General features: G+C 69.2%; 17 protein-coding genes. All 17 read left to right on the top strand.

Annotation, left to right across the window (positions count from 1 at the left end):
* The first annotated feature begins 9 nt into the window (after positions 1-9).
* The 17 genes from ACGF8A_RS28930 (at position 10) to ACGF8A_RS28850 (ending at position 19583) form a co-directional block, all read left to right on the top strand.
* The gene (locus ACGF8A_RS28930) at positions 10-1512 is read left to right on the top strand and encodes a 4-hydroxyphenylacetate 3-hydroxylase N-terminal domain-containing protein (protein WP_393113151.1); all 1503 of its coding nucleotides are present in this window, start codon (positions 10-12) and stop codon (positions 1510-1512) included.
* Positions 1509-4544, top strand: coding sequence for a flavin reductase (locus tag ACGF8A_RS28925; protein WP_393113150.1), 3036 nt, complete (start codon positions 1509-1511; stop codon positions 4542-4544). Before ACGF8A_RS28930 ends, ACGF8A_RS28925 begins: the two co-directional genes overlap by 4 nt.
* Entirely contained in the window at positions 4541-5605 is a 1065-nt protein-coding gene (locus ACGF8A_RS28920; protein ID WP_393113149.1) for a hypothetical protein, read from the top strand. The genes ACGF8A_RS28925 and ACGF8A_RS28920 overlap by 4 nt, the downstream gene beginning before the upstream one ends.
* A 70-nt stretch (positions 5606-5675) precedes the next feature.
* A complete protein-coding gene (locus tag ACGF8A_RS28915; RefSeq protein WP_393113148.1) occupies positions 5676-6614 on the top strand; it encodes a carbon-nitrogen hydrolase family protein in 939 nt (312 codons plus the stop codon).
* Positions 6611-7399: a carbon-nitrogen hydrolase family protein gene (locus ACGF8A_RS28910; protein ID WP_393113147.1), complete on the top strand. Its 789-nt coding sequence runs from the start codon at positions 6611-6613 to the stop codon at positions 7397-7399. Before ACGF8A_RS28915 ends, ACGF8A_RS28910 begins: the two co-directional genes overlap by 4 nt.
* Position 7400: 1 nt before the next feature.
* Entirely contained in the window at positions 7401-8582 is a 1182-nt protein-coding gene (gene mfnA, locus ACGF8A_RS28905) for a tyrosine decarboxylase MfnA (protein ID WP_393113146.1), read from the top strand.
* Positions 8579-9430 carry a carbon-nitrogen hydrolase family protein gene (locus ACGF8A_RS28900; protein WP_393113145.1) on the top strand — a complete coding sequence of 284 codons (852 nt, stop codon included), beginning with the start codon at positions 8579-8581 and terminating at the stop codon, positions 9428-9430. The genes mfnA and ACGF8A_RS28900 overlap by 4 nt, the downstream gene beginning before the upstream one ends.
* On the top strand, positions 9430-10206 hold the full coding sequence (locus tag ACGF8A_RS28895; protein ID WP_393113144.1) for an ABC transporter permease: 777 nt from the start codon (positions 9430-9432) through the stop codon (positions 10204-10206). Before ACGF8A_RS28900 ends, ACGF8A_RS28895 begins: the two co-directional genes overlap by 1 nt.
* Positions 10199-11170, top strand: coding sequence for an ABC transporter ATP-binding protein (locus tag ACGF8A_RS28890; RefSeq protein ID WP_393113143.1), 972 nt, complete (start codon positions 10199-10201; stop codon positions 11168-11170). Before ACGF8A_RS28895 ends, ACGF8A_RS28890 begins: the two co-directional genes overlap by 8 nt.
* A complete protein-coding gene (locus ACGF8A_RS28885) occupies positions 11167-12546 on the top strand; it encodes a coproporphyrinogen-III oxidase family protein (RefSeq protein ID WP_393113142.1) in 1380 nt (459 codons plus the stop codon). The genes ACGF8A_RS28890 and ACGF8A_RS28885 overlap by 4 nt, the downstream gene beginning before the upstream one ends.
* Positions 12536-13240 (top strand): class I SAM-dependent methyltransferase, encoded by a 705-nt coding sequence (locus ACGF8A_RS28880; RefSeq protein ID WP_393113141.1) that lies wholly within the window; start codon positions 12536-12538, stop codon positions 13238-13240. The genes ACGF8A_RS28885 and ACGF8A_RS28880 overlap by 11 nt, the downstream gene beginning before the upstream one ends.
* A complete protein-coding gene (locus ACGF8A_RS28875) occupies positions 13240-14073 on the top strand; it encodes a carbon-nitrogen hydrolase family protein (protein WP_393113140.1) in 834 nt (277 codons plus the stop codon). Before ACGF8A_RS28880 ends, ACGF8A_RS28875 begins: the two co-directional genes overlap by 1 nt.
* Positions 14074-14088: 15 nt before the next feature.
* On the top strand, positions 14089-15588 hold the full coding sequence (locus tag ACGF8A_RS28870) for a B12-binding domain-containing radical SAM protein (protein ID WP_393113139.1): 1500 nt from the start codon (positions 14089-14091) through the stop codon (positions 15586-15588).
* Complete coding sequence (locus tag ACGF8A_RS28865) at positions 15585-16337, top strand: DNA alkylation repair protein (RefSeq protein ID WP_393113138.1); 753 nt, start codon at positions 15585-15587, stop codon at positions 16335-16337. Before ACGF8A_RS28870 ends, ACGF8A_RS28865 begins: the two co-directional genes overlap by 4 nt.
* 3 nt (positions 16338-16340) lie before the next feature.
* Positions 16341-17378, top strand: a complete 1038-nt coding sequence (locus ACGF8A_RS28860) for a DUF4872 domain-containing protein (protein WP_393113137.1) — start codon at positions 16341-16343, stop codon at positions 17376-17378.
* Between the two features lie 15 nt (positions 17379-17393).
* Positions 17394-17789, top strand: a complete 396-nt coding sequence (locus ACGF8A_RS28855) for a pentapeptide repeat-containing protein (RefSeq protein WP_393113136.1) — start codon at positions 17394-17396, stop codon at positions 17787-17789.
* A gap of 15 nt (positions 17790-17804) precedes the next feature.
* Complete coding sequence (locus ACGF8A_RS28850; RefSeq protein WP_393113135.1) at positions 17805-19583, top strand: carbamoyltransferase; 1779 nt, start codon at positions 17805-17807, stop codon at positions 19581-19583.
* Positions 19584-19651 lie beyond the last annotated feature (68 nt).

Raw genomic sequence — 19651 nt, 5'->3', positions numbered from 1 at the left:
GGGCGGACGGTGACCACCACAGGACCCACGGCCTCTGACAGCGTCATGCCCACCGAAGAGACCACCCTTGTGCCCATCTCCCCCGCCGGGGCCTGGCGAGGGGCCGAGTACATCGCCAGCCTCAAGGACGAGCGGGAGGTCTGGTGCGACGGACGCCGGGTCGACGTGACCGGCGATCCCGGCTTCCGGCCCATGCTGTCCACACTGGCCGCCCTGTACGACGCCCAGCACCTGCCCGACCGCGCGGACGAGATGCTCCACCGGTCGGACGCCTCCGGCAACCTCGTCAGCCTGTCGTACCTGGCGCCTGCCGACCGGGACGACCTCAGCCGCAAGTGGGCCAACTCCCACCGGTGGGCGCGGGCCTCCTACGGCCAGCTCTCCCGGATACCCGATTTCATGTCGAACGTCGTGGTCGGCCTGTACGACTACCGGTTCCAGCTGGCCGAGGTCGAACCCGAGTTCGGGCGTAACGCGGAGAACTACTACCACTACTGCCGCGAGAACGACCTCACGCTGACGCACGGCCTCGGCGACCCGCAGATCGACCGCTCCTCGACCCCCGCCCAACGGCCGGAGCTGGGCCTGAGGGTGGTGCGGCGCGGCGCCGACGGCATCGTCGTACGGGGAGCCAAGCAGATCGCCACCCTGGCGCCGTACGCCCACGAGGTGCTCATCTACCTCTCGCCCGCGAACTACCTGCGAGAGGACCCCAGCTACGTCTGCTGGTTCGCCGCTCCACTGGCGACGCCGGGCCTGCGTGTCCTGTGCCGGAAGTCGTACGCCGACGGCTCCGGCGGCCTTGCGGCGCGCTACGACGAGCAGGACGCCATGCTGGTCTTCGACGACGTGTTCATTCCGATGAACCGGGTCTTCCTGCTCGACGACTCCCAGGCGGCCGTCCGCGGATTCGGCGAGCTCAACAAGTGGTCGCTCTACACCGGCCAGCTGCGCTACTACCACCGGCTGCGCACCATGCTCGGTGTCGCCTCGCTGCTCGCCCAGGCGATCGGCGTCGACAAGTTCCGGCAGGTCACGGATCTCCTCGGCGAACTCACCTCGTACGTCGAGCTCGTGCGGCTCGGCCTGGCCGCGATCGACGCCGAGAGCCGGCCCACCTCCTCGGGTCTGCTCGCCCCCGGCTCGACGGCCGCGCTCGACGCGGTGGCCGGCCGCTTCTCGACGCGGGGTTCGGAGATCATCCGGCAGATCGGTGCCTCGGGTCTGATCATGCAGCCCTCGGAGGCGGATCTCGGGACGTCCGGGCTGCGCGCGGTGCTGGACACGTACATGTGCGGGCGTGAGATGGGCGTCGACGAGAAGTCCCGGATCTTCCGTCTCGCCGCCGACCTGGCCGTCGACCGCTTCGGCATGCGCCAGGAGCTGTACGAGACGTGGAACCGCGGCGATCCCGCCCGGGTCCGCTCGATGCTCTACGCGCGGTATCCCGACCTCCAGCGCTGCGAAAACCAGGCCCGGAACCTGGCCGAAGGGCGGAACGACACCACATGAGTCTCGACAGCATTCGGCTCGAGGGAGTCACGACCCATAACCTCAAGTCGGTCGACATCTCCTTTCCCAAGGGCAAGTTGGTCGTCGCCGCGGGCGTCTCGGGGTCGGGTAAGTCGTCCCTGGTCATCGACACCCTCTTCGAGCACTCCAAGACGCTCTACCTGGGGGCCCTGTCCAGCAAGTCCCTCGACATGGGCGACGGCGACTACCAGTTCGACCGGATCGCGGGCACCCAGCCACCGGTGGCCCTGCGCCAGCGCGACGGCGGCTACTCCAACCCCCGCTCGACCGTGGGGACCCTCACAGGACTCGACGGGTTGTACCGGCTGTTGTTCGGCGCCGGCTCGCGACCGGTCTGCCCGGCCTGTCTCGGCCCCACCGGTGCGGACCTGTTCTGCGACGACTGCGGCTGCTTCGCCGAACCGCACTCCGCGAAGCACTTCAGTCCGAACCGCAAGGAAGGCAAGTGCCTCCAGTGCGACGGCATCGGTGAACTCGTCGGCTTCTCCCTGGACAAGATCATCCCGGACAGGTCGAGGACACTCACCGAGATCTGGGACGGCGCCGACCCCGGAACGTTCGCCGTTCCCAACGTGCGCAAGGCCTTCGAGGCGATGGCCGCCGACATCGGCCTGGACCTCGACGTGCCGTTCGAGAAGCTGAGCCCGGAGCAGACCGAGCGGGTGCTGCACGGCTCGGACACGATCTACACGCTCAAGATCCGCAAGGTCACCAACGACTTCCGCTTCGAGGGCATCCTGGGCTTCCTGGAACGGGCGTACCGCAACGCGTCGTCGGCCGCCCGCAAGAACGCCTTCACCAACTACCTCGGACGGGAGGTCTGCCCCGGGTGCAACGGGGGGAGGCTGCGCCCCGAATCGCTCAAGGCGACGGTGGCCCGGCACACCTTTCCCGACTTCCAGAGCGACGAGCTGTCGCGTTCGATCACTCGCCTGCGCGACGGGCTCTCCTCCGGCGACCTGCCGGCCCAGGTCCGCGAGCTGGCCGCCGCGATCGTCAAGCAGAGCGCGAACATCGAGGACGTCGGCCTGGGGCACCTGCAGTTGCGGCGGCCGGTGACCACCCTCTCCGGCGGTGAACTGCAGCGGCTGCTGCTCGCACAGCATCTGGCCAGCGACCTGACCGGGGTCATGTACGTCCTGGACGAACCGACCGCCGGTCTGCACGAGGCCGACACCGGGAGGATCCTCGACTCCCTGCGACGGCTGCGCGACCTGGGGAACACCGTCATCGTCATCGAGCACGACGAGTCGGTGATCCGCGCCGCGGACTGGATCGTCGAGCTGGGACCCGGGGCCGGGTCCCGCGGTGGCGAGATCGTCTTCGAGGGCCGCTTCGCCGACCTGCTGACCTCCGCCGACTCACCGACGGCGACAGCGATGGTGTCCGACGCGCCGGCGCGCGCGAGGACCGACCTCGCCGACGCGGCGTGGCTCGAGGTACGCGGCATCACGCGCAACAACGTGGTCGACCAGGCCGCGAAGTTCCCGCTCGCCGCGCTGACCTGCGTCTCCGGCGTGTCCGGCGCGGGCAAGAGCTCACTGGTGGCCGGCCTCCACGCCGCGGTCTCCCGGGCCGTCGCCCAGCGGTCGGCGGGCGCTTCGGCCGAGAGCACCGGCATCGAGGGAGCCGAGGCCCTCGACGACGTCATCTACGTCGAGCAGCGCCCGATCGGCCGCTCCAGCCGGAGCACCCTCGTCACCTACATCGGCATCAGCGACCACATCCGGGACGCGTTCGCCGGCAGCGCCGAGGCGGTCGAGCGCGGCCTCGGCCGCGGCGAATTCAGTCCGAACGTCGCCGGCGGGCGCTGCGAGTCCTGCAAGGGACTGGGGCTGGCCGAGATCGAGATGACCCTGTTCAAGAGCGAGTTCATCGTCTGCCCCGAGTGCGAGGGCCGCCGGTTCCAGGAACACGTCCTCCAAGTGCGGCTGGGCGAGAAGAACATCCACGACGTGCTGTCGATGACCGTCGAGGACGCACTCGGCTGGTTCGACGCCACGAGCAGCCCCAAGGTCGTCCAGGCACTCGGCGTGCTCAGCGAGTTCGGCCTGGGCTACCTGCAGCTCGGCTGCTCGACGACCACGCTGTCCGGCGGCGAGGCCCAGCGGCTCAACCTGGCCGGTGAGCTGCTCAAGCAGCGCCGCAGCCGCACGCTGTTCATCTTCGACGAGCCGACCCGGGGCCTGCACACCGCCGACATCCGCCACCTCCTGGCCCTGTTCGAGCGGTTGATCTCCACCGGCAACACCATCGTGGTCATCGAGCACAACGTGAAGGTGATCTCCATCGCCGACTGGGTGATCGACCTGGGGCCCGGCGCGGGCCGCGAGGGCGGCCGGGTGGTGCACAGCGGGACGCCGGAGGAACTCGCGGACAACCCGGCCAGCGTGACCGGCCGGTTCGTCCGCCGGCTGCGCGACGAACCCGGTGCGCCGATGCCGGTGCCCGGCCCCGGAGACGGCCGGCGGCCCGGTGCGGCGCCGGACCTCGGGGTCATCGGCGAGCTCCTGCCGCGCGCCGTCACGGTGGTCGCCGGCACGGCACGGCAGTCCGAGCGGAACGGGCCGACACCGTACGGGCTCGTGATCGGCTCGCTCACGGTCGTCTCCGACGAGCTCGCCCTGATCGGATTCCTGGTGCGCTCGGGCAGCACCAGCTGGAACGCCATCGCGGACACCGGCCGGTTCTGCGTCAACATCCTGGGCGAGGATCAGCGCGCGGTGTCCGACGCCTTCTCACAGAGCAGACCGGACAGCCGCTTCGACGCCTTGTCGTGGACGCCGTCCGCCAACGGCTGCCCGCGGCTGTCCGGTGCCCTCGGCACCATCGACTGCAGCCTGAAGTCCTCCTACCGGATCGGTGACCACGAGTTCGTCCTGGCGACGGTCGTCGACGTCGACATGGACACCGGCACGGAACGCCGGCCGCTGCTGCGGGCCGAGCAGGGCGACAGCGCTCTCGACGACTACGGGTGGCGCCGATTCGCCCGGGAAGCGGAGGCCAGGTGACGACGACCGCGTCCATCGCGACGCACTACGAGCAGTTCCTGCACCTGCTCACCCGCGACACCCGAGACCCGGTGCAGGCTCCGGTGCAGGCCTCCGGCACGGCGGAGGTCCACCGCCCGGCGAGCGCCCGCTACGGCGAACGGGTCGACCCCTCGGGCGGATCGCAGCCGATCGTGCTGACCCGCGACGAGTGGATACGGAACCAGATCGACCTCACGCTGGCGCTGGGCCGGCTGCTGACCGTGGACGACGTCGTGGTCTCGGCCGTGCCGTACGAACTGTCGTTCATCGGCGCTGAGGTGGACCGCGTGATCGAGATGGTCGGCGCCTCGGTGATCAGCGTCGGGACGAGCGGGACGATCTGCCCGATGCCGCGCCTGCTCGGGCTGATCGAGCAGTACGAGGTGACGGCCCTGGTGTGTTCGCCCAGCTTCGCCGCGGAGCTGGCGAGCCTGGCGGTGTCCCTGGGGAGGCGGCCGGCGGACTCGACGATCCGGACGATCGTCTGCGTGGGGGAGGCCTGCTCCGCCGAGCGCCTCGACCGCGTGGCCACCGCCTGGGCGGCGAGGACCTCCACCCTGTACGGGACACCGTCGACACCGACGGTCGCCGTCGCCTGCGACCACGGCGCACTGCACCTGTGCGACCACCGGCTGCGGGCGGAGGTCCGCGGCGGACTGCGCGGCGAACTGCTCCTGGACGGCGCCCCGACGGGTGAGGTGGTCGAGCTGTGGCCGGCGGACCGCCGCTGTGACTGCGGTTCCACGAGCCGGGTCCTGGTACCGCTCGGCAGCACGGCGTCGGCGATACGCGGTCCGGACGGACTGGTCTCGGCGCTGGACGTCGAGCGGGTCGTGTTCGGCCACAGAAGGCTCGCACCGCACTTCGACTGCGTCGTCCGGGACGGCACCTTCCACGTGACCTGCGCCGTCGCCGACCCCCGAGCGGTCGACGTGGGCGCCATGCGGCGGGCGATCCGCAGCGGCATCGGCGACGCGCTCGGGGTCGAGGCAGAGGTCACGGTCGTCGGCGTAACGGACTGGAGTACCGCCACTCCATGACCCGCACCCGGCCGCGGCACGCAGCCGCCGCGGCCGATCCACCCGGTGGCATCTCGAGGAGACAAGACGCATGAGGGTAGCGGTAGTACAGACCCAGTGGGTCGACAGTCACGAAGACGGCCTGCGCAACGCCTACCAGGCGATCGAGGACGCCTGCGGTGGCGGCGACATCGACCTGGTGTGCTTTCCCGAGTTCCTGCTCGGCCCGCCGTGGTACATGCCGGGGCAGGACGGCCTGAAAGGGCTGACCGACACCCCGATCCCGGGCCCGGTCGTCGACGGCTTCCAGGCACTGGCCCGCAAACTCGACACGCACATCCTGCTGGGTTCGCTCGTCGAGGACATGCAGGACGGCATGTACCGGAACACGTCCCTGCTGATCGGCCGGCAGGGCGTCATCACCGGACGCGCCGTCAAGGCACACGCCTTCGGCAACGAGATGGTGGTGTGCCGCCAGACGGACTCGCTCGGCGTCCTGTCGACCGAGTTCGGGCGGATCGGCATCGCCGTGTGCTCGGACTTCTGGATCCCCGAGGTCGTCCGGCTGCTGGCGCTGGCCGGGGCCCGCACGATCTTCGTACCGGGCGGGACGCTGGGCCAGAACCAGCCGCTGATGGTGAACGCCTTGCGCACGGCGGCGTACCTCAACGACGTCAACATCGTCTACGCGAGCTCGGTCGGCGTCGTCCGCGGCAAGCGCGGGGACCGGCTCGTGGAGATCCACTTCGCCGGCACCAGCCTGGTCGCCGGCCCGGAGGGCGTGATCGCGCAGGCCGGCAGCGACGAGCCGGAGACTCTCGTCGTCGACATCGAGGAGCCCGCGCACGGCGACGGCCGCCGCTGGCAGCGACTGCGCAGGCCCGGCGCCTACCAGACGCTGCTCACCCCGTACATCGGAGCGGACCGGGACCTCGCGGCCGAACTGCGGGCGAGTTTGACCGGGGGCGGCGGCCCGGACCGGGGCCGGCCCGTCGCCGCGACCAGCACTCATGAGGGGACTCGTCCGTGACCATCTTCGTAGCGCAGCACGCCCGCCGGGCGACCCCTGAGGCGACCGCGTCCGCCGTACTGGACGATCTCGACGGGCGGGTGACCGACGCGGCGTCGTTCGTCGTCCTCCCCGAGAACGCGTTCACCACCGGCGGCGACGTCGAGGCGCTGCCCCTGCCGCTGCGCGAGCAGTGCCTGGACCGTCTGACGGCACTCGCGCGGACCCGCGGTGCCTACGTGCTCACCGGCTCGTGGGCGGAGGAACGGCCGGGCGGCGCCCTGACGCAGGTGTCCCGGCTGCTGGACCCGGACGGAGCGGAGTGCGCCCGGGTCGAGCGGCCCGTCCTCGACGACGGGACGACCGGCACAGGCGACGACTTCCCCGTCGTCGAGACGCCGTCCGGCCGCGTCGGTGTGCTCCTCGGCCCCGACTTCTGGCTGGTCGAACCGCCACGCATCGAATGCCTGGCCGGCGCCGAACTGCTGCTGGTCGCCGGGTCCCTCGACGGCACGCAGCAGGCCTCGCAGCGCGCCGCGGTGTGGGGCATCGCGACCCTCAACACCGTCGCGGTCGCGTTCGCCGGATCGCTGAGCGAACGCTGCGGCGGGGGCAGTGCCGTGGCGGTGCCCGAGGGATTCGTCGCCGAGGCGGGCACCGACGAGGGCGTCATCGAGGCGCCCTGGGACGTCGCGAGGATCCGCCACCTGCGCGAACCCGACCTGCGCTTCCAGCAGACCCTCTGGTTCGGGCTCTGGGCACGCCGGACGGAGCTGTACACGGACCTGACGGCGCAGGGGAGTTGAGATGCGAGACGCCGGTGCTTCCGCCTCCGACGTACGACGGCGGATCGCGACGGAGATGGCGGACGACGTGCCGTGGGACAGGGTGCTCAACTCCATCTGCACGGACCCTCATCCGCTGGGTGTGGAGATGGCGTCCGCGGCGGCCCACACCAACCTCGGTGATGTGCGCATCTTCCGCGGCACCAAGCGGATCGAGCGCAAGGTCGTCGAGCTGCTGCTCGACCTGTTGGGCAACCCCGCAGGGTCGGGGAGCCTCGTGTCCGGAGGCACCGAGGCGAACCTGATCGCGATGCTGGTGGCCCGGGAGTCGGCGCGCGCCCGGGGGAGGCTGACCGACCGGCCTGAAGTCGTCGTCAGCAGTACCGTGCACTTCTCCTTCACCAAGGTCTTCGGCCTGCTGGGGCTGACCCCGGTGGTCGTGCCGGTCGACGACTCCTTGCGGTTGCCGGCCGGTGAGGTGGCCCGGCGCGTCGGCGAGCACACCGTCGCGGTCGTCGCGACCGCGGGGAGCAGCGAGTTCGGTGTGGTCGACGCGGTCGACGAGATCGGACCGATGGTGGCGGGACGGGGAGTGCACCTGCACGTGGACGCGGCCACCGGCGGCTTCATCATCCCCTTCGCGCGCGAACTCGGCCACGATCTGCCCCAGTTCGACTTCACCGTCGAAGGCGTCGACTCGATCACCATCGACCCGCACAAGTACGGACTGGCCAACGTCCCGGCCGGGGCGGTCCTGTTCCGGGGCGCACAGGACGCCGGACGCTTCGCGGTCGACTCGTTCTTCATCGACACGCCGGTGCACAACACCCTGCTCGGCACCCGCCCGGGCGCCGCCGCGGTGTCGACCTACGCGGTACTCGAACACCTCGGGCGTGACGGCTTCCGCGACCTCACGAGGACCAACTACGAGGTGACGAAGTACCTGGTGGACGGGTTGCGCGCGGCCGGGCACGAGCTGTTCGCCGAACCGCAGCTGAACATCGTGGTGGTCAAGATGCCGCACGCCGTCCGGATCTCGCAGCTGCTGGAGTCGAGGGGCTGGATCGTCTCCACCTCGAAGCGATTCGGCGAGACCCTGCGGCTGGTCGTCACGCGGCATGTGACACCGAAGATGGTGGACGAGTTCCTTCCGGAGCTGGAACGGGCCTGTCGGGACGTCGCGGCCGAGGCGGCGCCGCGATGAGCCTCTTCCGTGGCGCCCGGACCCGGCTCGCCGCCCTGCAGATGCGGATCGAGCCCGGACAGCGGGACGAGAACCTGGCGCGGGCCGCGAAGCTGCTGTCCGTCGCGCAGGAACGCGAGGCCGACCTGGCGTGCCTGCCGGCCACATTCGCCACCGGCCTCAACTTCCCCACCCTGCGCGCCGACGCGACAGCACAGGACGGTCCGGTCGTCGAGTTCCTCGCCGAGCAGGCCCGCACCCTGGGGATCCACATCGCCGCCGGCGTGCTGCTGTCGGCCGGCCGGGACGTCTTCGACGCGGCCGTGCTCGTCGGTCCCGGCGGCGACCCGCTCGGCTGGTACCACCGCGCCTGCGTGTGGGCGGGCGAGTCCGACTACGTCTCCACCGGCTCGCCCGGCGAGGTGATCGACACACCCGTCGGGCGGATCGGCCTGCTGGTGAGCTACGACCTGCGGTTCCCGGAGGCGAGCCGGCAGTACCTCGCCCAGGACGCCGACCTCATCGTCTGCGTGGCGAACCTCTTCGGTCCCTTCTCGCATCCGCTGCGCTCCCTGTGCCGCGCGCGGGCAGCCGACAACGAGTGCGCGCTGGTTCTCGCCGGAGGCGTCGGCGAGAACCGCTTCGCCAACATGACCTACGTCGGACGCAGCATGATCGTCGACGGTCTGGTCCAGGACGCCCGGGAGGACCCGGAGGCGGACATCCTCGCCGAGGCGGCCCCGGGCAGCCAGGAAACGGTGATCGACGCGGACGTCCACTGGAGGCAGCGGCGCAAGGTCCGCGCCGGGCTGCCGTTCCACGACGACCTGCGCTCGACCTGGACCACGACGCACGGGGGGCGCGCCTGATGAGGGCAACGCGTATGCAGCCGGAGTCCGGCTGGCTCGGCGACGTGCTCGGCCTCGTCGTCATGGACATGCGACAGTTCTTCGACAACCGCCTGTTCGCGGTCTCGACCCTGCTGACGTCGGTGTCGATGGTGCTGGCCTTCGGGGCGGCGACCGACCAGATGGTGAGCCCGGCGCCGACGGCCGCCAACTACTTCGGGTTCGTCTTCCCGGGCATCATCGGCGCCGGCATCATGTTCAGCTGCACCTACACCGTCGGCTACACGGTCATCATCGACCGCAACCGCCGCACGATCGAGGACCTGATCCTCTCGCCCCTGTCGTACTCCGGGTTCCTGCTCGCCCGGATCGTCGGCGTGGTGCTCAAGTGCCTGTTCCAGTTCGTGCTGGTGCTCCTGCTCGGCGTCGGGGTCTTCGACGCCCGGATCGAGTCGGTACCGCTGTTCGTGCTGGGCTTCTTCACCGCGTGCACGGCCTTCGCCGGACTGGGGATCCTCATCGCCACGTACACCAACGAGATCTCCTTCCCGGCGGTCGTGAACATCATCGTCATCCCGCTCATGTACTTCGCCGGGATCTTCTTCCCCCTCGACAACCTCGGGACGCTGGGCGAGGTCTTCGAAAAGCTTCCCCTCTCGGTGCACGTCGACATCTTCCGCGCCGCCACCTCGCCGGACGTCTCCGCCACCGGGGCGTCGGTGCTGGCGGTGGCCTACTCGTTCCTGGCCCTCTCCGTCGCCGCCTGGGCCTTCCGCAGGAGGATCGGCCATGGCTGACACGACGAGCACGGCGCCGGTCCTTGCGGTCTCCCGGCTGGAGCACCGGGTGAGCCCCGACTTCGCCCTGCGCTCCCTCACCTTCTCGGTGGACGCCGGCGAGGGCGTGGCCATCATCGGCACCAACGGCGCCGGCAAGACCACGCTGATCCGGCTCGTCGCCGGACTGCTGCGCCCGACCGGCGGAGAGGTGCGCATCTGCGGCACCCCGCCCCGCCGCTGGGGGCAGGTGGGCCGTCACATCGGGTACGTCCAGCAGGCCAAGGACCTCCCGGACGGCGTCAGCGTGGAGACGTACGTCAAGCACCAGCTCAAGCTCCGGCGGGCCGACCCCGGCCGGTACGAGGAGCTGGTCACCCTGGCCGGACTGCAGCAGTACCGGCATCAGTACGTGCGCAGCCTCTCCGGCGGCAGCCAGCGCAAGCTGCACGTCATCTGCGCGGTCGCCCACCGCCCCGATCTGCTGATCCTCGACGAGCCGACCACGGGCCTGGACCCGACGGCGCGCGAGACGCTGCTGGAGCTGCTGGGGAGCCTGAAGAAGGACGGCGTAGGCGTGCTGTTCGCCAGCCATCACCGCGACGAACTCGTCGCGCTGGCCGACTCGGTCGTGGTGCTTCACCAGGGGCGCCAGATCAAGGACGCCTCGCTCGACGCGGTCACCCGATGGGGCGAGCGCTCCAGCCTGATCCTCGAGGCATTCACCGACGCGCACCTCGCACGGCTGCACGAATGGGCCGGGCAGGAGGCGCGGACCAGCGGCCTCGTCCGTGCCGTCCGCACCGTCGACCAGGGCGTGCGGCTCGACCTGTCCGACGGCGACCACCAGGGCACTCTGGCCGGGCTCGTCGCCCGGGCCCACGCCGCCGGCCTCGCCCTGCGCTCCGCGTCCTACTTCCAGCCCACTCTGGCGGACGTCGTCCGTTCCATCGTCGACCAAGTCGAACCGGAGGACCTCGCATGAGCATCACCACCACGACCACGAGCATGCCGTTCTGGAAGGAGTACCCCGAGCGCGACAGCGAGTGGGTGCGCCAGTACCCGACGAAGCACGTGCCGGTCAACGAGGAGGAGGTGTTCACCGCCAAACCCATGGGCGTGTACGTCCACATCCCGTTCTGCAACCGGCTCTGTTTCAGCTGCCCGTACATCAAGCACCAGACCGACCGGGACCTGACCCGCACCTACCTGGACGCCCTGAAGACGGAGATCACCAACTACGCCGGGCGGCCGTACATCCAGGACCATGTCATCACCCTGGGCTACATCGGCGGCGGAACCCCGACCGCGCTGACCGCTCCACAGCTCGACGATCTGCTGGGCCACCTGTTCGGCAGCCTGAACGTCGAGGAGGGCGCGGACTTCTCCATCGAGACCACCCCGGTCGACATCACCGAGCGCAAGGCCACCACCCTGCTGGAACGCGGGATACGCCGCATCAGCCTCGGGGTGCAGACCTTCGTGCCGGAGGAACTGAAGAACATCGGCCGCCCGAACGACCCGGAGATGCTCAAGGAGAGCATCCGGCTGCTGCGCCGCTGCGGGTTCGAGAACATCAACATCGACCTGATGCACGGCATCAACGGGCAGACGATGGAGAGCTGGGAGCACAGTCTCGACGTCGCCATCGACCTCGGCGTCACCTGCATCTCGTTCTACACCTACATGGAGTTCGCGCAGGTTTCCACCAAGCGCAGGAAACTGCCGCCTGTGCCGGAGAAGGCCGTGGTCGACGACATGTTCCTGTTCGCCGCGGAGAAGCTGTCCAGGAACGGCTTCCTCGGCTACTACGGCGACTGCTTCGCCAAGCCGGGCTACCAGCCGAAGTACGGCGAGACGTCGTGGAGCGAGGACATCCCCATCATCCCGCTCGGCCCCACCGCAACCGGACACCTGCGCGATCACTGGTACTTCAACGAGCCCGACATCGGCCGCTACATCCAGACGGTGATGGAGGGCCGGCTGCCGATCTCCATGGGCAAGCACATCACCAAGGCCGAGTCGATCCGGCGCTCGATGGTCCTGGGCGTCAAGGCCGGACGGGTCGACCGGGAGCGGTTCCGCCGGATCCACGGCGTCGACTTCATGGAGATGTTCCGCGCCGAGATCGACGACCTGATCGAGAAGGAACTGGTCACCGCCGACGAGCACGGCATCGAGGTGACCGGCCCCAAGGGCTGGTACTACCTGGACAACATCTCCAAGGCGTTCTACTCGCCGGAGTACCGGCGCTACCCGCAGCATCTGGGAGCCGACATCTCCAACTTCATCGCGCGCCAGCCGATTCCCCTGCAGCTCACCACGCGGCCGAAGGACGAGGAGGCCGGCTGTGACCACTGAGACCCGACTGCTGAACCTGAGCGAACGAGTGCCGCAGCCGTCACCGCACGACGACATCGACAAGGTGCGCCTCTACGACCTCGGCATGCGCCGCTCCGCGCTCATGGCGTACAAGCGGCCGAGCGACCGCATCCTCGCCAACGTCCGCGAGGGGATGACCGACCTCGTCGAAGTCGGCTTCAACACCGGCCTCCTCTCCCTTCACGTGGCCGGCAAGCTGCCCGACCTGGCCGTGTCCGGGGTGGAGGAGAACCAGAACCTCGTGGACGTCGCGGAGGACAACCTGACGCTGGCCGTGTGGGCGAACAGCGCCGGCGACGTGGAGTTCGAGATGGCCAAGCTGAACCGGCTGCCCTTCCCGGACGACTCCGCCGACATCGTGTTCTCGTTCTCCTCGCTGCACCGCTGGCGCAGGCCGGTCGAGACGCTGAAGGAGTGCGCCCGCATCTGCAAGCCCGACGGCGTCGTGATCATCGAGGACATGAACCGGCACGCCGAGGAGGGGCACATCACCTTCATCCTGCAGTTCGTGAAGGAGGGCGGCGACGAGTTCATGCGCTCCCTGCAGGCCGCCTACACCAGGGACGAGGCGGCCGAACTGCTCCGTGAGGCCGGGCTGGCCGACTGGCAGGTCGCCGAGGAGGACCTCGGCCTGGTGATCTCCTCGCGTCCCCTCGCCCCGGTGAGCATGTGATGCCCGGGACAAGGATCGCCGTCGTCCAGATGGAGTCGAAGCTCGGCAAGCCGGCCCAGAACCTGCGCCGCGCCGAGCACTACATCGGTGAGGCCGTCGGGCAGGGCGCGGACCTGGTCTGCCTGCCCGAGGCGTTCTCCACCTCCGGCAACATCCTGGAGGTCGCGGAGGTGTCGGTGCCGATACCCGGGCCGGAGACCGACTTCCTGTGCGAGCAGGCGAAGCAGGCCGGCGTGCACATCGTCGCCGGCCTGCTGGAACGCGGCGACGACGGCAAGTACTACAGCACCTCGGTCCTGTGCGGCCCCGAGGGAACGATGCTCGGCCACTATCGGCGCGTGCACTGCCACGAGCTGGAGGCACGCTACCTCTCCGGCGGATCGCAGTACCCGGTCTTCGACGTCGAGTTCGGGCGCATCGGCCTGATGCAGGGCTACGACATCAACTTCCCGGAGGTCGCGCGGGAGTACTGCCGCCGTGGCGTCGACATCATCGTGTGCTCCGCACTGGTGCCGGAGATGTTCGCGTACGTGGCGAACATGCGCCTGCCGGTCAGGGCCGTGGACGCCGAGTGCATCGTCGCGTTCGCGTCCGGCATCGGCAACAACCTGTACGCCGGGTTCGGCTACATGGGGCGCAGCCAGGTCCTGGCGGACCCGCTCTTCCTCGAGGCCGAGCGGTTCGACTTCGTCGACGGCGACGAACGGATGGTGGACCTCGGCAAGGAGCCGGGTGTCGGTGTCGTCGAGGTCGACCTGGACCGGATGCGCCGCTACCGCACCAAGGCCACCCTGAGCGGCGACCTGCAGCCGGAGACGTACTGGCAGTCCTGACGAGAGTGAAGGCCCATGCGCGTACTGCTCATCTCCACCAACAAGATCCGGGTGCCGCGGCCGGCGCTGCCCATCGGCATGGCCTACATCAGCGCCGCGCTCAAGCACGCCGGGCACCACGTCGACGTCCTGGACCTGCTCTGGGAGTCCCGCGAGCTCAAGGCGGTCCGGGAGAAGCTGACCACCGAGACGTACGACGTGGTCGGCGTCGCCGTGCGGAACCTGGACAACCTGACGTTCATCGACCCGGTCTTCTTCGGCCCGATGACCGAGAAGATCGTCCAGTGTGTACGCAAGTACACCAGCGCCAAGGTCGTCCTCGGCGGATCGGGCTTCTCGGTCGAGCCGCTGTCGTTCTTCGAGTACGCCCGGCCGGACTACGGCATCGCGGGTGAGGGCGAAGCCGGCATCGTGCAGCTGCTGGACTACCTCGAGTCCGGTGGGCGGCTGGAGTCGATATCCGGACTGTGCTACCTCGACGAGAACGGGAAGTTCTGCCAGAACCAGTCGAGCCAGGCGTTCGACCTGGGCGCGCTGGAGCCCGACCGGTCCGTGTACGACCCCCGGTACTTCGAGGAGGGCGTCTCGGCGGCCTCCGACCTCAGCCGCGATCACCAGCCGGCCATCGAGACCCTGCAGACCAAGCGGGGCTGCAAGCTGTTCTGCTCCTACTGCATCATCCGCAAGACCGAGGGCAAGGGGGACCGGTTCAAGGAGCCGGCCGAGGTCGTCGCCGAGATCCAGCGGGCGATGGCGGAGAACCCGGCCGTGCGGGAGTTCGAGATCGTCGACGCGACCTTCAACTACCCGATGGAGTACGCGGCAGAGGTGTGCGAGGAGATGATCCGCGCCAAGCTCGACGTGCCCTGGTACTGCCAGTTGACGCCGAACGCGGTGACCCCGGAGTTCGTCGATCTGCTGCACGCGGCGGGCTGCATCCGGGTGGACCTCGGTACCGACGCGCTCACCGACGAGGCCCTGGCGGATCTGATGAAGGGCTTCGACATGGCACGGGTCCTGGAGATCGACCGCCTGTTCACGGCCAGCCCGATCGAGCACACCCACTGCATCTTCCTCGGCGGCCCGGGGGAGACCCCGGAAGCGCTCAGGGAGTCGATCCGCTTCACCGAGCGCTACCTCAACCCGGCCCAGATCTACGCCAACCTCGGCATCCGGATCCTCAGCGGCACCAAGCTGCAGCGCCAGGCCGTCAAGGCCGGGATCCTCGAGGAGGGGCAGGGCACCTTCGTCCCCGCCTTCTACGTGGAGCCGGCGATCCTCGAAGACCGGGACACGCTCGACTTCGTCCGCAACTCCTACCTCAGCCACAAGAACTGGTACCTGTGGTGGGGCCTGGGCGGACAGAACCTGACGGACCGTTCGAAGGACACCATCCAGGCCGTGGCCGACATGAAACAGGAGTACGAGTACGTCATGCAAGGCAAGCCCCGGCTGGAACGCGCACCGAAGCCGCTGCCCACCCAGCCGCTCAAACTCACGATCGGCGCCCCGTGACCAATGTTCACGCCGCCGCCGGCGAACTGGCGAAGACCCTCGCGGCCAGGGCCGACCCGGACTTCGCGGTGCGCATGCGGCGGTACTTCCCGCACGAGATCCGGGCCCTGGGGGTCAGCAACGCCGCGGTCACCGAGATCGCCACCGACTACTTCCGCGAGCGGCGCGACACCCCCGCGGCGGCGCGGCTGCTCCTGGCCGAGGAGGTGCTGGCGCGCGCCGAGTACCACGAGGAGGTGCTCCTGGGTTTCGCGGTCCTGCACAAGGTCGCCAGGACGGGGCTCGGCGACGAACTGCTGGACCGCTGCGAGCACTGGCTCCAGACGTACGTCTCCAACTGGGCGCAGTGCGACGACATGTGCCTGAAGCTGCTGTATCCGTTCTTCCTCGGGCACCTGGAGCTGATCCCGCGAACCCGGCGCTGGACCGGATCCGCCTCCCCGTGGGTCAGGCGCGCGGCGAACGTGGCTGTCGTGAAGTTCGTCCGGCGCAAGGTGGGCCGGACGGTCTTCGAGCTGCCGACGGCGCACGTCTTCGGCAACTGCGCCCGGCTGATGCACGACGAAGACGTCTACGTGCAGAAGGGCTCGGGCTGGCTGCTCAAGGTCACCGCCGAGGTCCATCCCCACGAGGTGGCCGAGTTCCTGCGCACCTGGCACACCGAGATGCCCCGCGACACGTTCCGGTACGCGGTGGAGAAGATGGACCCGCGGCTGCGCCGGTCCTTGATGGAACTGGGACAGGGGTGAGTGATGAACGCGACCGGCCGCTACGTCCACCGCCGCGGCATCCACTGCGAGTCGGCCTGCCAGTGCGCCGTACTCGCGGCCGGTGGATACGAGGCGGACGAGGACATCGTGTTCGGGCTCGACGGGGGCTTCGGCTTCTCGTTCTTCCCGGCGAACGGTGACGCGCCGGACATCGTCGTCGGCAAGCAGGCGATCATGCCGCTCAGGGCGTCGCGGCTGATGGGTGTCGAGGTCGTCACGCACACGCCGAAGTCCGGGGCGGGCCTGGCCAGGCTGCTCGAGTCGGCGCCGGCCGTCATGGCCCGGGTGGACCTCGGCCTGCTTCCGTACTGGGGTCTCAAGGGGCGCTCCTCCTTCGGCGGGTACTTCGTCAACGTGGTCCGCCCCCTCGGGGACGACGCGTTCGAAGTGTCGGATCCGGCGTTCGACGAACCCGTCCGGGTGAGTACGGCCGAGCTGCAGGCGGCCCGGTCCAGCCGCAACTCGCCGCCGCTCAACCCGGACTGGAAGGTGTACGTCTTCGGCGCGCCGCGACGGACCCCGCAGCTGGACCGCGTCGGTCCCGTGGCCGTACGCACCCTGTGTCGCGAGGTCCTCAAGCCGGGCAGCCGGAACCTGGGAATCCCGGGGATGAAGCTGCTGGCCACGACGGCGGCGTCCTGGCCGCAGTCCAAACACGGTGAGGTCGAGGACGTGGACCTGGCCGGCCAGGTGGTGCGGACGGACGCGCTGGCGCGTCAGCTGCTCCATCTGGGACGGCAGATCGAGTCCTTCGGCACCGGCGGCGGGCTGTTCCGCCCGATGATCGGCCGCTATCTGCAGAGCGTCGCCGGCAGCACCGGCGAGGCACGCTACGCCGAGGCGGCCGGACAGTTCCTCGACAGCGGCCGGCTGTGGTCGAACCTGGGATCGGCACTGCTGGCAGCGGGGACCCTCACCGCGCGCGGCGATCTCAAGGCGCTCGTGGACGCCGTGGCGGACACGGCACGCTCCGCGATGGACGTCGAGAAGCGGGCGCTGAGCGCGCTCACCCCTCTGTAGACGCGAGGTCCGGACATGCCCACCGAGGACGAGACCGTACTGCTCCAAGGGCCCCGACGCTGGAACGAGCACGCCCGCCTGCGCCGGGCGCAGGGCCCCTTCCGGCCCGACCTGCGCAAGGCGGTCCTGCACGGCGCCGACCTTCAGGGCGCCGAACTCGCCGACGCCGACTTCACCGACGCCGTGCTGACCGAGTCGTATCTGATCTCCGCGGATCTGCGGGGCGCGAACCTGGAAGGCGCCGATCTGTGCGAGGCGTACCTCATCCTGGCCGAGCTGAACGGCTGCCGCCTCGTGGGCGCGAACCTGGACGGCGCCGACCTCAGCGGGGCTGATCTGACCGGCGCGGTCCTCGATCCGGGCTTCCGGCGGTCTGCCGTGATCTCGGACTACCTCACGATCTGGCCATAGCGGAAGGAGCTCCTCATGATCGTTCTGGGCTACAACGGGTTCGGCAAGTCCGCGGAAATCTTCGGACGCCTCTTCCGTGCCACCGGCATCGACCGGCACCTGCTGTACGGCCATGACTCGTCCGCCGCCCTCGTCGTCGACGGGAAACTGGTCGCCGCCGTCGAGGAGGAACGGCTCAATCGGGAGAAGAAGACGTCGAGCTTCCCGGCGGGCGCGATGCGCTGGTGCCTGGAATCGGCCGGGATATCCTTCGACGACGTCGACACCTTCGCCTTCTCCTGGCAGTTCTCCCAGGACGTGGTGAACAAGATGATCGCCGAGATCACCGAGGATCCGGCGGCGTCCGTCGAGCAGAAGTTCGCGCGCCTGCAGCGGCTGGCGGAAACGCATGCGGCGATGTTCAGCGAGGCCGCGACCGAAGCCGACTTCCTTGAGCACACGGGCCACCGGCTGAACCCGGAGAAGCTGGTGCGGGTCCCGCATCACCTCGCGCATCTGATGACGGGGTACCACCTCTCGGGCGGTGGGGACGCGGCATTCCTGGTCAGCGACGGTCGTGCCGAATGGCTGTCGTCGATCACGGGTGAGGTGCGCGACGGCGAGGTGAAGATCTTCGACGACATGACGATCGACTCCCGGCACTCGCTGGCGATGCTCTTCTCCGTGGTGACGCGCTACCTCGGATTCGTGCCGAACAACGACGAGTACAAGGTCATGGGACTGGCCGGATACGCTGCGCCGCCCGAGCCGAACCCGTTCCTCGAGCACGTGGTCGAGGTGTGCCCGGACGGCACTTACAGGACTCCCTACCCGGCGAACGCCGTACCCGCCTACTACCAACTCTTCGACCGCATCTTCGGCGGAGACGAGCAGTGCCGCGAGGAGTTCGACTACCGGGTACGTGTGGCCAGTGCCGCACAGCACATGCTCGAGACGGTGACCGCCGGCCAGATCCGGGCGCTTGAGAGCCGCAGCGACCTCCCCCGCGTCCTCTTCGAGGGGGGACTCGCCCTGAACTGCGTCAACAACAGCAAGCTGCTGGAACGTTCACGCTTCACCGACATGGATGTCAGCTTCGGCGCCAGCGACGTCGGCGTCGCCATCGGGGCGGCTCTGTTCGCCTGCGGACAGGCCGGTGCACCGCCCCGGATCAGCCCGTCGCCGTACCTGGGCCCGAGCTATGACGAGCGGGACATGCGGGCAGCCCTCCAGCAGTACGCCGGCCAGGTCGTCTGGCGCGAACTGGACCCCGGGGACGTGCCGGGACAGGCCGCGACACTGATGCGGGAGCGATGCGTCATCGGGTGGTTCCAGGGGCGCATGGAGTACGGGCCGCGTGCCCTGGGCAACCGCAGCATCCTCGCCAACCCGAAGTTCCCCGACATCAAGGACATCATCAACGAACGCATCAAGCACCGCGAGCAGTTCCGCCCCTTCGCCCCCGTGGTGCTGGAGCACCTCGCGCCCAAGGTCTTCGAACTCGGCAAGAAGAAGTCCTCGCCCTACATGACGTTCGTGGTTCCGGTGCGGCCCGAGTACCAGGACATGATCCAGGGCGCCTGTCACGTCGACGGTACCTCACGGATCCAGACGGTCACCGAGGAGAGCAACCCCCTGCTCGCCCGGCTGCTGCGTGAGTTCAACGAGCTGACCGGGATTCCCTGCCTGATCAACACCTCGTTCAACGTCGCCGGCGAACCCATCGTCTGCTCGCCCGCGGACGCTCTGTCCTGCTTCCTCAAAACGGAAATGGATCACCTGTTCCTCGGCAACTTCCTGGTGTCGCGAATGTGAGCGCGGGAACGTCTTCCTGATCTTGGCGTCCGCAATCGAACTGCAGAAGGTTGCGCTACGCTCTACGC

It is taken from the genome of Streptomyces sp. NPDC047706, from assembly GCF_043204795.1.
In the GTDB taxonomy this organism is placed as follows: Bacteria; Actinomycetota; Actinomycetes; order Streptomycetales; family Streptomycetaceae; genus Streptomyces.
This window is presented reverse-complemented; position numbering and strand designations above follow the sequence as displayed.